The sequence below is a fragment of the Mesorhizobium sp. M1338 genome, assembly GCF_040318045.1.
Classification (GTDB): Bacteria; Pseudomonadota; Alphaproteobacteria; order Rhizobiales; family Rhizobiaceae; genus Mesorhizobium.
Genome location: NZ_JAMYLL010000011.1, coordinates 1 through 14890 on the forward strand (window position 1 = coordinate 1; position 14890 = coordinate 14890).

15 protein-coding genes are annotated in these 14890 nt (G+C 62.7%); 7 read left to right on the plus strand and 8 right to left on the minus strand.

The features are described from left to right. Positions 1-503: 503 nt before the first annotated feature. Positions 504-1439 (minus strand): heme o synthase, encoded by a 936-nt coding sequence (locus NKH19_RS13010; RefSeq protein ID WP_352867670.1) that lies wholly within the window; start codon positions 1437-1439, stop codon positions 504-506. 81 nt (positions 1440-1520) lie between these two features. Then, positions 1521-1901 carry a c-type cytochrome gene (locus NKH19_RS13015; protein WP_352867668.1) on the minus strand — a complete coding sequence of 127 codons (381 nt, stop codon included), beginning with the start codon at positions 1899-1901 and terminating at the stop codon, positions 1521-1523. A 517-nt stretch (positions 1902-2418) separates the two neighbouring features. On the opposite strand from NKH19_RS13015, the gene NKH19_RS13020 reads away from it, so the two are divergent. Both NKH19_RS13020 and NKH19_RS13025 read left to right on the plus strand, forming a co-directional pair. Beyond that, positions 2419-2682, plus strand: a complete 264-nt coding sequence (locus NKH19_RS13020; RefSeq protein ID WP_352867665.1) for a hypothetical protein — start codon at positions 2419-2421, stop codon at positions 2680-2682. A gap of 127 nt (positions 2683-2809) precedes the next feature. Beyond that, a complete protein-coding gene (locus NKH19_RS13025; RefSeq protein ID WP_352867663.1) occupies positions 2810-3241 on the plus strand; it encodes a cupin domain-containing protein in 432 nt (143 codons plus the stop codon). Between the two features lie 83 nt (positions 3242-3324). Here NKH19_RS13025 and NKH19_RS13030 read toward each other — a convergent pair whose 3' ends face one another. Then, complete coding sequence (locus NKH19_RS13030) at positions 3325-3780, minus strand: carboxymuconolactone decarboxylase family protein (RefSeq protein WP_352867661.1); 456 nt, start codon at positions 3778-3780, stop codon at positions 3325-3327. Positions 3781-4053: 273 nt separating this feature from the next. On the opposite strand from NKH19_RS13030, the gene NKH19_RS13035 reads away from it, so the two are divergent. Together NKH19_RS13035 and NKH19_RS13040 are read left to right on the plus strand one after the other, a co-directional pair. Further along, positions 4054-4812 (plus strand): copper homeostasis protein CutC, encoded by a 759-nt coding sequence (locus NKH19_RS13035; RefSeq protein ID WP_352867658.1) that lies wholly within the window; start codon positions 4054-4056, stop codon positions 4810-4812. Then, positions 4809-5306 (plus strand): GNAT family N-acetyltransferase, encoded by a 498-nt coding sequence (locus NKH19_RS13040; protein WP_352867655.1) that lies wholly within the window; start codon positions 4809-4811, stop codon positions 5304-5306. Before NKH19_RS13035 ends, NKH19_RS13040 begins: the two co-directional genes overlap by 4 nt. A gap of 42 nt (positions 5307-5348) precedes the next feature. On the opposite strand, the gene NKH19_RS13045 is transcribed toward NKH19_RS13040, so the two are convergent. The 4 genes from NKH19_RS13045 to NKH19_RS13060 form a co-directional block, all read right to left on the minus strand. Further along, the gene (locus tag NKH19_RS13045; RefSeq protein WP_352867652.1) at positions 5349-6371 is read right to left on the minus strand and encodes an acyltransferase family protein; all 1023 of its coding nucleotides are present in this window, start codon (positions 6369-6371) and stop codon (positions 5349-5351) included. Positions 6372-6626: 255 nt separating this feature from the next. Next, positions 6627-7424 carry an FAD binding domain-containing protein gene (locus tag NKH19_RS13050; RefSeq protein ID WP_352867649.1) on the minus strand — a complete coding sequence of 266 codons (798 nt, stop codon included), beginning with the start codon at positions 7422-7424 and terminating at the stop codon, positions 6627-6629. A 116-nt stretch (positions 7425-7540) separates the two neighbouring features. Beyond that, positions 7541-9889: a xanthine dehydrogenase family protein molybdopterin-binding subunit gene (locus NKH19_RS13055; protein WP_352867647.1), complete on the minus strand. Its 2349-nt coding sequence runs from the start codon at positions 9887-9889 to the stop codon at positions 7541-7543. 106 nt (positions 9890-9995) lie between these two features. Then, positions 9996-10496: a (2Fe-2S)-binding protein gene (locus NKH19_RS13060; protein ID WP_352867644.1), complete on the minus strand. Its 501-nt coding sequence runs from the start codon at positions 10494-10496 to the stop codon at positions 9996-9998. A 197-nt stretch (positions 10497-10693) separates the two neighbouring features. Here NKH19_RS13060 and NKH19_RS13065 point away from each other — a divergent pair, with 197 nt between their 5' ends. Both NKH19_RS13065 and NKH19_RS13070 read left to right on the plus strand, forming a co-directional pair. Continuing rightward, a complete protein-coding gene (locus NKH19_RS13065) occupies positions 10694-11944 on the plus strand; it encodes an FIST N-terminal domain-containing protein (protein WP_352867641.1) in 1251 nt (416 codons plus the stop codon). A gap of 14 nt (positions 11945-11958) precedes the next feature. Next, a complete protein-coding gene (locus NKH19_RS13070; protein WP_352867638.1) occupies positions 11959-13299 on the plus strand; it encodes a hybrid sensor histidine kinase/response regulator in 1341 nt (446 codons plus the stop codon). Positions 13300-13334: 35 nt separating this feature from the next. Here the strand turns inward: NKH19_RS13070 and NKH19_RS13075 are convergent, their stop codons facing one another. Then, entirely contained in the window at positions 13335-14018 is a 684-nt protein-coding gene (locus tag NKH19_RS13075) for a response regulator (protein ID WP_352867636.1), read from the minus strand. A gap of 175 nt (positions 14019-14193) precedes the next feature. On the opposite strand from NKH19_RS13075, the gene NKH19_RS13080 reads away from it, so the two are divergent. Continuing rightward, positions 14194-14889 carry a fumarylacetoacetate hydrolase family protein gene (locus NKH19_RS13080; protein WP_352867634.1) on the plus strand — a complete coding sequence of 232 codons (696 nt, stop codon included), beginning with the start codon at positions 14194-14196 and terminating at the stop codon, positions 14887-14889. The last annotated feature ends 1 nt before the right edge of the window (position 14890 follow it).

Genomic DNA, 14890 nt, shown 5'->3' on the forward strand with positions numbered 1-14890 from the left:
ACCTCATCCAGCGGATATCTTACCTTCGCACTCTGCCGACCATCAGGCAGATCCTTGAAATGACCCAGAAAAACAACCGTTTCCGACAACGCACCGGCATCGCAAGCCACATCGTCCATCCAAAGCATCCTCCAAAGAATCAGATGCTCTCGACAGATTCAGCTCCTAAACCCCTTGTCACGCGTTAACTCACCCGATTGCCCTGTCGGAAGAGCTCCGACGGCTAGCTCTGGTGGTCCTTTTTCGATATTCTCACGCGGCGCCGCGCGTCCTTTTTGGGCGCGCAAAGGACGCTTTGCCCGCGCTGACGGGTCAAAGGTGAAGCCATGGACGGAAGGACGCTTCTCATACTCGGCCTTGGCATAGTCGCCCTGCTGATCCTGGGATTCTGTGCAATACCATCGTGATCGCGGAGCCGCTCCTGGCGTGCAATGTCTTCAATACACAATTATCGACCAGTCCCTCTCGGCTCGTCAGGTAATCCAAGAACAGCGGTCACGCCGTCAACCTCCGACTGGCATGAACGCCCGCATTGCGATGGTGTCGGCAAGCAGCATGGCAAAGATCGCGAAAAGATAGAAAATCGAGAAGGCGAACAGCGCCTTGGCAGTCTTCATCTCCGCGCCTGGAGCGATCAGGACCTTCCAGGCGTGCCAGATGAAACCTGCGCCCAATGCCGCGGAAACAAGTCCATAAAACACGCTCGTGAATCCGAACGCCCACGGCAGCACGCCGATTGGCGCCAAGAGCAGCGAATAGGCGAGTATCTGTTTTCTGGTCGACGCCTGGCCGGCCACGTTCGGCATCATCGGGATGCCGGCAGCCGCGTAGTCGCCGACCTTGAACAGCGCGAGCGCCCAGAAATGCGGCGGCGTCCACAGAAAGATGATCAGGAACAGGATGACGCTTTCGATGCCGATCCCGCCAGTGGCGGCCGCCCAGCCAATGACAGGAGGAAGGGCACCCGCCGCGCCGCCGATGACGATATTCTGCGGCGTCAAGCGCTTCAGCCACATCGTATAGATGACGACGTAGAAGAAGATGGTGAAGGCCAGCAGCGATGCGGCAAGCCAGTCCACCAGCACGCCGAGCGTGATGACCGAAAGCGCCGAAAGCACCAGGCCGAAGCCGAGAGCTTCACCCGGCGTGACGCGGCCCGACGGAACCGGCCGCTTTGATGTGCGCGACATCAGCGCGTCAATGTCCGCGTCGTACCACATGTTGAGGGCCCCGGCCGCTCCTGCTCCGATCGCGATCGCACCGATTGCAATCAAGGCAATGACCGGATTCATCACGCCAGGCGCCGCCATCAGGCCAACGAAAGCAGTAAATACGGCAAGCGCCATGACCCGCGGCTTCAAAAGCGCGAAGAAATCGCCCGCCGTCGCTTCCGAGAGGCGGATGCCGGTCTCCTTGAGGCGGCTTTCCCTAGTCGACATCTCAGACCGATGGAAGCAGGCAACCTAATGCAAGTCGCTCAAAAGTGGCCCGGTTTTTAGACGCATTGCGGAGGAGCCAGGTCACTGGGAGAACGTTTTCAGATAGGCAATGACGTTGGCCACGTCCGCATCGTTCTTGAGGCCGGGAAACGCCATCTTGGTCCCTTTGACCATGGCCTTGGGGTCGTGAAGATAGGTCGTCAGTGTTGGCTCGTCCCATTTGACGCCGGATTTGCCGGCCGCAATCATGGCATCGGAATATTTGAAATCCGGATGCGTACCGGCGGTCCGGCCGATGACGCCGTGCAGCGATGGACCGATCTTGTTCTTATCCTCGTCCGCGATGTGGCAGACCTTGCATTTGGTGAAGACCTTCTCGCCAGCCGCAGCGTCCTGAGCCTGCGAAGGATTGGCGACGAAGGTTGCAACAGACATGACGGCGAAAAACGCGACCAAGCGCATGACTTTTTCCTCCCTTATCGTCAAATGTGCCTGAGATGATCCGCGCATGCCGGTGCCGACAGAAATGCGCCTTTCACGGCAGGACGGATTGTCCGCTTCTCCCATATGGATTGCGACACCTATCTACCACAGAATCTGGCCGGCCGGTAGAAGAGGCCTCGGGCTGATCCAGCGCATCGTCAATGATGTCGCGACGCCGGGCGGCCGCGTTTTCGCCGGAGCAGGCATATGGCCTTGCCTCGGCTTCGGCGATCTCGTTAGGATTTCTTGTCTCCGTTTGGATTGGGTACCGGTGCCTCTCGCACGTCTCGCGGTGGCGGATCGACATGTTCAAGTTCTGACGGTGCTTCTTTGTCGCGACGATAGACAGGTACCTTCTTCGGTTCGTGCCTCGGTGGCGGTTCCTTGATCGTGTTGGACATGATCCAGTTAATCGGATCGCCGGTCTCTTGTTCCGTTAGGGAGCCAAAAAACTGGAAGCCAGAGGAACCGGGGGCGTTGAAGAGCGTTCTGTCGCATGCTGAAGAAAATCGCCCTCGCCGCCGTGCTGGTCCAGGTTGCCATCTTTTCGGCTCTCACAACCCAAACGGTCCTTTTCGCGTCCACGGCCAACCAAGCTGCCGACGCGCGGCCGGGCGACCCTGTCTCGGTCACCGGGGGAGAATGCGCCAAGGCGACGTGGCCAAATATTCCCGATCCCAATATTCCCGATCATTGCCTTGAGCGGATTGAGGCGAGGAAACTCATCACGACAACCTTAGTGATCGCCGGGCAACAATAGCCGGCCGTTGCAGGGTGGATCGATCTTGCAAAGCCCGCGGGACGCGAGCCGCCAGTTCTTCGCCCGAGGCCACGCCTTGCGTACGGCCGACCACCGCGCGATGCTGTCGCCGAGGCTGGAGCGAGTCATGCGAAAAATTCCGGTGCCGATGCTGCTGCTCTCAGCGGCCTTTTCCGTAAACCCGGCTTGGGCGCTGGACAGCAGCGGCACGCCCGTCGTCGTGACGCCCCTGGCGTCCCGCACGACGACCGCGTCCGGCCAGCCGATCACGCTGCCGCGGAAAAACGTGCAGGTGCTGGTGTCGACCTATGACATCGCGCCGGGCGCGAACTTGCCAGTCCACAGACACCCCTTCCCGCGCTACGCCTATGTCCAGGCCGGCACGCTGAAGGTGACCAATGTCGAGACCGGCAACAGCAACACATACAAGACGGGCGATTTCATCATCGAAATGATCGGCCAGTGGCATCAGGCCACCAATATCGGTGATATCGAGGTCAAGCTGCTGGTAGTCGATCAGGTCGAGGAAGGCGCCAAGAATACGGAATTGCGCCGGTAGCGGCTAGGTCCGCGCCCAGCGGCCGGGAGGCGGGGAGCCATGCGCCGCGCATAACCGCACCGTCGTGCGCCCCTCCCCGGCGCCTAACCCCAGGCACCGACCATCTGCCGTGTCGTGGCGTTGAGCCGGTTGAAGGCGTTGATGAGCGCGATCTGGATGACCAGCGCGGCAAGCGCCTTTTCATCATAGTGCCGGGTGGCCTCGTCCCAGACATCGTCCGGCACCGCGTCCGGCCGGTCGGCGAGCCGTGTGCCGGCCTCGGTCAGCGCCAGGGCAGCGCGTTCGGCGTCGGTGAAGTAAGGCGTCTCCCGCCATGCTGCGAGGGCAAAGATGCGCTCGTCCTTTTCGCCGGCCTTCTTCAATTCACGCGCGTGCATGTCGACGCAGACGGCGCAATTGTTGATCTGGCTGGCGCGCAGATGGATGAGCTTGCGCGTCACGTAGGGCAATTCGGCCACCTCCGTCGACTTGTCCAGCGCCAGCAGCGCCTGCACGGAGCCGGGAATGAGCACCACCGGGTTCTTGATCCTTGCTTGCATGGTCTTTCTCCTTTGAAGTGTTTCGTCAGGGCGTCTTTTGCCGGCCCGGATGCCATGCGTCCGGGTTTGCGAGTTTGAAACGATTGTCGGCCGCGCCGCGCTGCTCACGCCAATCAATAACCATTCGGCTATGGATTAACCAATAACTCAATGGTTATGAGACTGTCAAGCGGGGAAATGCCGCCTGGCCCAAATGGCGGCGCGCTGTTCGCGCTTTCGCACCAACCGGCCCGATGCTAGGGCTGACAGCGACATCATGGATAGGATCGCCCCTTGACCAGAGAAAATCGCCTGCCGCTGATCGAAATCTGTGTTGAAGGCATTGACGGCCTGCTGGCAGCGCAGGCTGCCGGCGCCGACCGGGTCGAACTGTGCGCCAGCCTCATTGAAGGCGGCATCACGCCGAGCCTTGGCACGGTGCGCGCCGCCCTCGACCAGGCAAGCGTGCCGTTTCACGTCATGGTGCGGCCGCGCGGCGGCGATTTTCTCTACAGCGACACCGAATACGCCTCGATGCTGGCCGATGTCTCGGCACTGCGCGAACTCGGCGTGCCCGGCGTGGTGTTAGGCTGCCTGAACGCCGACGGCACCATTGACGAGGCGCGCATGAGCGAACTGACGCAGGCCGCCGGCTCCTTGAACGTCACCTGCCACCGCGCCTTCGATATGACGCCCGATCCGGCAGAAGCGCTGGAAGCGCTGATCCGCAGCAAGGTCGGCCGCGTGCTGACCAGCGGCCAGCGCGACACGGCAGTCGAAGGCGCTTCACTCCTGGCGGATCTGGTGCAGCAGGCAGGCGATCGCATCGTCATCCTCGGCTGCGGCGGGCTCGATCTCGGTAACATCGCCGACGTGCGCGGCAAAACCGGCCTGTCCGAAATGCATTTCGCCGCCCTCAAGGATGTGCCGAGCGCCATGGCCTATCGCAATCCCCATGTCGGCATGGGCGGCTCCGATCTTGACCGCGAATACCGCAACACGCTGACCGATATACCGCTGGCGGCGGCGACCATCGCGGCAGCCAAGGCATGAGCGCGACCCCCGCCCCGATCAGCCGCGTCTCGGCCGAAGACGAAGCGGCGATCCTGGCGCTCAACAACGAGCACGCCGCCGAATTGTCGTGGCTGGAGCCAGAACGGCTATCCTTCCTTCTCGGCGAAGCATTTTACGCGCGCCGCATTGGGGACCTCGAAGCCTTCATCATGACCTTCGACCAGGCCGCTCGTTACGACAGCCCGAATTTCTTGTGGTTTCGCGAGCGCTACGAGCGCTTCGTCTATGTCGACCGTGTGGTCGTGGCGGCGAAGGCGCGCGGCCGCGGCCATGCCCGCCGGCTCTATCAGGACCTGTTCGGCCATGTTGAGCGCGCCGGCCACGCGCTGGTCACCTGCGAGGTCAACACCGACCCGCCCAATCCCGCCTCGGATGCCTTCCACGCCGCGCTCGGCTTCGTCGAGGCCGGCGACGCCGTCATCCACGGCGGCAAGAAAGCGGTGCGCTATTACGTCAGATCGTTGCACGCATAGAGGGCGAGCGCGCCACAAGACGGCCTGAACGGCCCTATTGCCTCACCAGTTGCGGTTGAGCCATTCGCGCGCCGGGCGCTCGATGACGTAGTAGCTGCAGAGCGCGCAGGCGAAGACGCCGGCCAGCATCGGAATCGGCGCATTGCCTTGTTCATGGACGAATCTGTAGAACGGCTGCTGCCACAGATAGAGCGAGTACGACCACAGCCCCAGCGTTGCCATCGGCCAGGACGACAGCAATCCGGAAAAATATCGGGGGCTGAAATCGAGCACATTGACAGCCAGGGCCAGCAGCGGCACCGCGAAGAGATAATGGATCGGCGTCGGCACCGGATCGAGGAACAGCAGAACGGCGCAGATCGATGCCGCCAGCGCCACATGCTTGCCCCTCAAGACCGCCGGCAGCCTGCCATCGGCCTTGAGCAGGCAGATCGAAGCCGACAGCAGGATCGATGCGATGTGCACATCGGTGCGCCAGTACGTGGTTTCGTAATCCATCCCGAAGACCCAGTACGAAACCGCGCCGTTGGCCATGGCAAGCAAGGCCAGCGCCAGGAGCAGTACGACGACGCGAGAGCGACGCGAGACGATGACGCTGATCAGCGCCAGCATGATATAGGCGTGCTCTTCGATGCAAAGCGACCAGATATGGTCGAGCGCGCCAGCCCGCGTAACCAGAGTGCCGGCATAATTGTACGTGAATGTCAGCGCCGTCAGCGCCGCCTTCCATTTGAAGGCAACGAAGGTGCTGGAGAGCGCAATCATCGCGACGATCACGAAAACCAGAAGCGCCGGATAGATGCGGGAGAACCGGCGTTTGAAGAATTTCTTCAGTGGATAGCGTTCGATGAACAGGATCTCGCCCATCAACCGGCCGCTGAGCACGAAGAAGAATTCGACGCCCAGCACCCCGAGATTGATTCCGGGGACGGGGAAAAAATGGCCGATCAGGACCAGGGCGATCGACAGGCCGCGCCAGCCGTCGAGATAGGCCAGTCTTGTTCTGGCCGGTCTGTCGGCGGCGGACCGGTACGGAACGACATACGTCGCGGAGGTGTCGGTCATACCGATCCTTTCGCATTGGCATGCGAAAGGGCACGGCAGTAGACCCCGAACCCGGCTCGCATTCCCGCCCAGTCCATATTGCAGCGCAAGATAAATTTGTGCAAGTGCGAGATTGCCGCCGGATCAGTTCCGGGCGAAGTATCGGCCGGAATTGCTTCAAGGATTGGCGCGCGCCGGTCTTCCACCCGGCAGATGCGGGTCGCCACACAAAAAAGGGACCGCATTGGCCCCTTTCGTTACGCCTGAGTGCTGGCGTCAGGCGTTGGCGGCAGCCACCGCGCGCTTGGCCATCACCGCGATCAGATGGGCGCGATAGTCGGCCGAGGCGTGAATGTCGGTCATCAGATTCTTCGCCGGCACCTTCACGCCATCGAGCGCCGAGGCCGCGAAATTCTTGGCGAGCGCGGCCTCGATCTCCTTCGAGCGGAAGACGCCGTCGTCGCCGGCGCCGGTGACGGCAACGCTGACGCCATCCTTGCCCTTGGCAACGAACACGCCAACGATGGCGTAGCGCGATGCCGGATTGCGGAATTTTTCATAGGCCGCCTTGGCCGGCGCGGTGAAGGTGACGGCGGTGATGATTTCGCCATCCTTCAACGACGTCTCGAACAGACCCTTGAAGAACTTGTCCGCCGCGATCTGGCGCTTGTTGGTGACGATGGTGGCACCCAACGCCAGCAGCGCCGCCGGATAATCGGCCGCCGGATCGTTGTTGGCGATCGAGCCGCCGATCGTTCCCTTGTGGCGCACCGCCGGATCGCCGATCAGCGAAGCCAGATAGGCAAGCGCCGGACAGGCCTTCTTCAGCTTCTCGTCACCGGCAACGGCGTGATGCGTGGTGGCAGCGCCGATGGTCACTGTCTTGCCCGACACCTTGACACCCTGCAGCTCCTTGATCCGCGACAGGTCGACTAGGTCTGAAGGCGCGGCGAGCCGCGTCTTCATCGCCGGGATCAGCGTCATGCCGCCCGAAAGCAGCTTGGCGTCGCCCGTCTTGATCAGCTTGGCGGCATCGGTGACCGAGGCGGCACGGTGATAGTTGACTGAGTACATTTGTCTTTCTCCCTTGGGTGAAAGAGCGAATAGGGAGTAGCGAATAGCGAATAGGATCTGTCCCGTCGCACCGCCGTCTCTGCCCTATTCGCTACTCCCTATTCGCTATTCGCTTTTCAATGTTTCGTCGCGCGGATCGCTGCCCACACGGTGGACGGCGTTGCCGGCATGGCGAGTTCGTTGCTGCCGATGGCGTCGGTGATGGCATTGATCACCGCCGGCGGCGAGCCGATGGCGCCGGCCTCGCCGCAGCCTTTGATGCCGAGCGGATTGCCCGGGCACGGCGTGTTCGAGGTCGAGACCTTGAATGACGGCAGGTCGCCGGCGCGCGGCATGGTGTAGTCCATGTAACTCGCGGTCAGCAGCTGGCCGCTGTTGTCATAGTGGGCGCCTTCCAGCAGCGCCTGGCCGATGCCTTGCGCCAGTCCGCCATGCACCTGGCCCTCGACGATCATCGGATTGATGATATTGCCGAAATCGTCGGCGGCGACGAACTGGACGATCTCGGTCATGCCGGTTTCCGGGTCGACCTCGACCTCGCAGATGTAGCAGCCGGCCGGGAAGGTGAAATTCGACGGATCGTAAAAAGCCGTCTCCTTCAGCCCAGGCTCCATGCCGCCCGGCAGATTGTGGGCTGTGTAGGCGGCGAGCGCCATCTGGAACCACGGCACGTTCTTGTCGGTGCCGGCGACTTTCAGCGCGCCGTTCTCGATGACGATATCGCCCTCGTCGGCCTCGAGCAGATGCGCCGCGATCTTCTTGGCTTTGGCCTCGACCTTGTCGAGCGCCTTGACGATCGCCGACATGCCGACCGCGCCCGAGCGCGAGCCGTAGGTGCCCATGCCCATCTGCACCTTGTCGGTATCGCCATGCACGATCGAGACAGAATCGAGCGGCACGCCGAAGCGCTCGTTGACCAATTGCGCGAAGGTCGTCTCGTGGCCTTGGCCGTGGCTGTGCGAGCCGGTCAGCACCTCGATCGTGCCGACGGCATTGACGCGCACCTCGGCACTTTCCCAAAGGCCGACACCGGCGCCCAGCGAACCGACCGCCGCCGACGGCGCGATGCCGCAGGCCTCGATGTAGCAGCTCATGCCGATGCCGCGCAGCAGGCCCTTCTTGGCGGCGGCGGCCTTGCGCTTGGCAAAGCCGGCATAGTCCGACGCCTTCATCGCCGCGTCGAGCGAAGCCGCGTAGTCGCCGGCGTCATAGCACATGATGACCGGCGTCTGGTGCGGGAACGAGGTGACGAAGTTCTTGCGCCGCAACTCGGCGGGTGAAACGCCGAACTGGCGCGCGGCGGTCTCCATCATGCGTTCCATGACGAAGGTGGCTTCCGGCCGCCCTGCCCCGCGATAGGCATCGACAGGCGCGGTGTTGGTGTAGATCGCCTTCACATTGGCGTGGATGGCCGGGATGTTGTATTGGCCCGACAGCAGCGTCGCATAGAGATAGGTCGGCGTCGCCGACGAAAACAGCGACATGTAGGCGCCAAGATTGGCTTGGGTTTCAACCTTGAGGCCGAGGATCCTGTGGTCCTTGTCGAAAGCCATTTCGGCATGGGTGTGATGATCGCGGCCATGCGCGTCGGTCAGAAAACTCTCGGTCCGGTCGGCCACCCATTTGACCGGCACGCCGGTCTTCTTCGAGGCCCACAGGCAGACGATCTCTTCGGGATAGATGTAGATTTTCGAACCGAAACCGCCGCCGACATCGGGTGCAATCACGCGCAGCTTGTTTTCCGGCGCGACGTTGTAGAAGGCGCTCATTACCAGCCGCGCCACATGCGGGTTCTGCGAGGTCGTCCAGCAGGTGTAGTGGTCCTCGGCCTTGTCGTAATGGCCAAGGGCCGCGCGCGGCTCCATGGCGTTGGGCACCAGCCGGTTGTTGATGATGTCCATCTTCACCACGTGGGCTGCCTTCTCGAAGGCCGCCGCCGTGTCGTCGGCATTGCCGATGTCCCAGTCGAAGATCAGATTGTTGTCGGCCTCGGGATGGATCTGCGGCGCGCCCTTGTCCATCGCCCTGGAGGCATCGACGACGGCCTTCAGCTCCTTGTAGGTGATCTCGACCGCTTCGGCGGCGTCACGCGCCTGCCCCTTGGTCTCGGCGACGACGATAACGACGGCATCGCCGACATAACGGACCCTGTCGAAAGCCAGTGGCGACCACGCCCCCATCTTCATCGGCGAGCCATCCTTGGAGTGGATCATCCAGCCGCAGATGAGGTTGCCGATGCCGTCGGCCTTGAGTTCCTTGCCGGTCAGCACGCCGATAACGCCGGGCATGCCTTGAGCCTTCTTGACGTCGATCTTCTTGATCTGCGCATGCGCGTGAGGGCTGCGCACGAAGGCGGCGTGCTTCATGCCGGGAACCACCATATCGTCGACATAACGGCCGGCGCCGGTGATGAATCGTTTGTCTTCCTTGCGCGCGACCCGAGCGCCTACACCTTCAATGCCCATCAGAAATTCCTCCCGGTGAATAGTGAATGGTGAATTGGTGAATGGTCGAAATGGAGGAGGAGCCCGCGGCCACTCTACTCACTATTCACCATCCACTATTCACCCCTTAGGCAGCCTGTTTCGCCTTGCCTTTCGACGCCTTGGACATCGTCTTCGATGCGGCGAGGATCGCCTTGACGATGTTGTGGTAGCCTGTGCAGCGGCAGATGTTGCCTTCGAGCTCGGCGCGCACCGTCGCCTCGTCGAGGCCTTCGGGGTGGCGGCTGATCATGTCGGTCGCCGTCATGATCATGCCCGGCGTGCAGAAACCGCACTGCAGCCCGTGATGTTCCTTGAAGGCGGCTTGCACCGGATGCAGGTCGGCGCCATTGGCCAGGCCTTCGATCGTCACCACGGTCGAGCCGGAGGCCTGCACGGCGAGCATCGTACAGGATTTGACCGCCTTGCCGTCGACATGGACGACGCAGGCGCCGCATTGCGAGGTATCGCAACCGACATGCGTGCCGGTAAGGCCGAGATTTTCCCGCAGGAAGTGAACCAGAAGCGTTCGGTCCTCGGCAGCACCGCTGACCCGCTTTCCGTTCACCATCAACGAAATGTCCGACATGGTCCCTCCCTGGGTATCAACCTTGGTCATCACGTTGCCGACGCGGTGTTGGCACGTCGGCCACGCGTTATTCGTACACCGCACAACGCACAAAAAACAGCAGGTCGCAAACGCCGCACATTGTACTTTCGGTCATGGCCGCGCCCAGACGTGCAGTCCCGGCTGCCCCATTGCCAAAATACCGATTGAAGGCAACAATGTTGGTCGACGCCCGCGCGCCAGAAGCATGTAAAACAGCCGCGCACAAAAACGCGTCGGAGGAAACGCGGAGGACATCGCTGGCCAATTCACGGACGCGCTATGCATGCGGCCTGTCGGCGCTCACCACGGACGAGCCCGACATGGAGGCGTTCGCCAGGGCGATCGCGCTGGAAGCAGCCGCTATCGACGCGGGCTTTGCCCTGCTGTTCTTTTCCCAGAGCCTGGTCGAGGCCGGCGCTCTTTCCCAGGCGCTCATGACTCACGCGCCGGCGCTCCACCACGCCGGCTGCTCGACCGCCGGCGAGATCACGCCGCAAGGCCTCGAGGACGGTCATGTGCTCGCCATGCTGCTTCCATCCGCCGTGTTCACCGCCGTCAGCGTGATGGTCGACAATCTGTCGTCGTCTGGCATGGACAGGATCACCAGCGAGGTCGAGACCTTGCGGCGGTCGCTGCGCGCGCGCCTGGGTTGCGACCGCGCTCAAGGCACATTCGCGCTCTGCTTCATCGACGGGCTTTCCTATGCCGAGGAAGCGGTGAGTTCGGCCATCCATTGGGGCCTCGACGACATACCGCTGCTCGGCGGCTCGGCCGGCGATGATTTGAAGTTCGAGACGACGCGCCTGATCTCCAACGGCAAGGTCACCTCCGACAGCGCCATCATCGTGCTGATATCAACCGAAATTCCGTTCCATGTCTTCAAGACCGACAATTTCGTTCCCACCGACGAAAAGCTGGTGGTGACGGCGTCCGATCCAGATCACCGTATCGTGCGCGAGTTCAACGCCACCAATGCGGCGGAGGAATATGCCGCTTCCATCGGCATCGTCGCGAGGTCGCTGACGCCGCTGAGCTTTGCTTCGCATCCGGTGGTGGTGAAGGTCGGCGGCGAATATTACTGCCGGTCGATCCAGAAGATGCATCCTGACGGCTCGTTGTCGTTCTTCTGCGCCATAGACGATGGCGTCGTGCTGTCGATCGCCCAACCCAAGGATATGGTCGAAGCGACGCGCGCCGCACTGCGCGCTGTCGAGGAGAGGCTTGGCGGCATCGACATGATCCTCGGCTTCGACTGCGTGCTGCGCCGGCTGGATGCGCGCAACCGGCAGGTGTTTCGCGACATCTCGGAACTCTACCGGGCCAACAATGTCATCGGCTTCAGCACCTATGGCGAACAGTACCGGTCGATGCACCTGAACCAGACTTTTACCGGCATCGCCTTTGGCGAGCGCCAGGCAGCGGAATAAGGCGGCGAAATAGGATGCCGCTCAGGGACATAAACGATCTTGAAAAGCTGAAGAAGATCAACGCGGCCCTGGTCAGCCGCGTTGAGCGGTCGATGGACCAGCAAGGCAACGCCTTCTCGTTGTTCCAGACCGCGATTTCGCTGGAAAACCGAGTGCGCACGCGCACCGAGGAACTGCACTCAACCTTGCGCCGGTTGGAACAATCCAACATCGACCTCAGCGCCGCCAAGGAAAACGCCGAACTGGCGAACCTGTCCAAGACCCGCTTCCTCGCCGCCGCCAGCCACGACGTCCTGCAGCCGCTGAACGCGGCCCACCTCTCGGTTTCGGCGCTCGCCGAAGTACAGACCAGCGACGAGGGCAAAAAGCTGGTGCGGCAGGTCGAGCGCTCGCTGGAGACGATGGAAGACCTGCTGCGCACCCTGCTCGACATCTCCAAGCTCGACGCCGGCGTGGTTCAGCCCAACATAAGCGACGTCAGTCTGGAGGCGCTGTTTTCGTCACTGCGCTCGGATTTCCAGCCGGTGGCGGAGCTGAAGGGCCTGTCGCTGAAATTCCGGCCGGTCAACGCCGTGGTCCGTTCCGACCGCACGCTGCTGCGCCGCATCCTGCAGAACATCCTTTCCAACGCGCTGGGCTACACCCGCTCGGGCGGCGTGCTGGTCGGCACCAGGCATCGCGGCGACACGATCCGCATCGACGTCGCCGACACCGGCTGCGGCATTCCCGACGACCAGCGCGAGGCGGTGTTCGAGGAATTCCACCGCGGCACCTCGCCGGCCAATGCCGAACTGGACGGCGGCGGTCTCGGGCTCGGACTTGCCATCGTGCGCCGCATGGCCAGCGCGCTCGGTCATCCCGTGACATTCTCATCGAAGGTCGGCCGCGGCACGATCTTCCACATCGATGTTCCCGTCGGCATCGGCGCTCCGGCCGACGCCATCGCCAGCCTTGCCGACATGGAACGGCCGCGCGGCTATGGCCTGTTCGGCACCAAGGTGCTGCTGGTCGAGAACGATGTCGAGGTGCTGCAGGCCATGACCTTCCTGCTCGAACGCTGGCAATGCCTGGTGCGGGCCGCGACCTCGACCGACGATGCACTCGACATGCTCGGCGACACCGACTGGGTGCCAGACATCGTCATTGCCGACCAGCACCTCGACGGCGGCGATCTCGGCACCGCCACCATCGCCGAAGTCCGCCACTATCTCGGCCGCGCCGTGCCGGCGCTGATCGTCACCGCCGACAGTTCCGAGGCCGTCGCCAAGGCCGCCCGCGCCGGCGGCATCGAACTGATGCGCAAGCCGCTGAAACCGGCACAATTAAGGGCGCTGCTGGCGCATTTGCTGGCTTAAGGGCCATACCCTCCTCACAAGGAGGAGAGTAAGCTTCAAAACCCCGCCTGATCCCGAAACAGCTCCGCATTGTCCAGCTTCGACACCTCGATCACCGCCTGCGTGCGGCTATAGACATTGAGCTTGCGCAGGATCTCCGAGACATGCGCTTTCACGGTGGTCTCTCCCACCTGCAGCTCGTAGGCGATCTGCTTGTTGAGCAGGCCCTGGCGCAGCATCTGCAGTACGCGCAGCTGTTGCGGCGTCAGCGTCGACAGGCGCTGCACCATGTCGGCGCGGTCGACGCTTTCGGCGTCGGGCGTGCGGCCTTCATAGCTTTCGGGCACATAGACCGCGCCCTCCATCACCGAGCGGATGGCGGCGGCCAGGTCGCTCTTGCGCGCCGATTTCGGAATGAAACCCGCGGCACCATAGGACAGCGCCTCGGAAATGATCTTCGGCTCCTCATGGCCCGAGACGATCACCACCGGCAGGCGCGGATAGCGCGTCCTGAGCTGCAGCAGCCCGTCGAAGCCGTGCACGTCCGGCATGCTGAGGTCGAGCAGCGCAAGGTCGAACGGCTTGGCGTCGGCCAGAAGATCGAGCGCCTCGGTGATCGAACGCGCCTCCACCGTGTCGACCTCCGGATAGGCCATCTGCACCGCGCTGTGCAGCGCCTCGCGAAACAGCGGGTGGTCGTCGATGATCAAGAACCGGGCGCGATCGTGGGTTGCGGTCATAGGGGTTCGTTTCAGTTCGTGGGTGATTAGAATAACCCCGCCAGCATGGCCAGATTATTGCCAAATAGTATATCGCCATCTCCAGCGGAAAGTGCCGCCGGCACTTTCTCGACCAAATCGCCTTGCCCGGGCGCCCAAATCGGTCGAATGTTCCGGCAACCAGGCAGAGACCCACATGACAGAATTCGTCCTTCCATCGCCCGCGATCGCATCGGTGGCCGTTGCGGGCTCGCCCGGGCGTTTCGCGGTGCGCCGCATCTTCTGCGTCGGCCGCAACTACGCCGCGCATGCCCGCGAACTCGGCAATGACGAGCGCGATCCGCCCTTCTTCTTCACCAAACCGGCCGACGCGGTGGTCGATTCCGGCGCCACAATCCCCTACCCGCCGCTGACGGCCAATCTGCACCACGAGATCGAACTGGTCGCCGCGATCGGCAGACCGGGTTTTCGCATTGGTCGCGAACAGGCGCTGGATCATGTCTGGGGCTACGGTGTCGGCATCGATCTCACCCGCCGCGATCTGCAGGACGAGGCCAAGAAGGCCGCCCGTCCGTGGGACTGGTCGAAGGCCTTCGACCGCTCCGCCCCTTGCGGCCCGCTGGTCCCCGCACAAAAATCCGGTCACCCGCAAAAGGGCCGCATCTGGCTCGCCGTCAACGGCCAGGTCAGGCAGGACGCCGACCTCGCCGAGCTGATCTGGCCGATATCGGATATCGTGTCGATCTGCAGCGAGGCGGTGGAACTGGAGCCCGGCGACCTGATCTTCACCGGCACGCCGGCCGGCGTCGGCGCGGTTCGTGCCGGCGACACGATCACTGGCGGCGTCGACGGCATCGGCACGATCGAAGTAACCATCGGCCAACCGAAGTGAG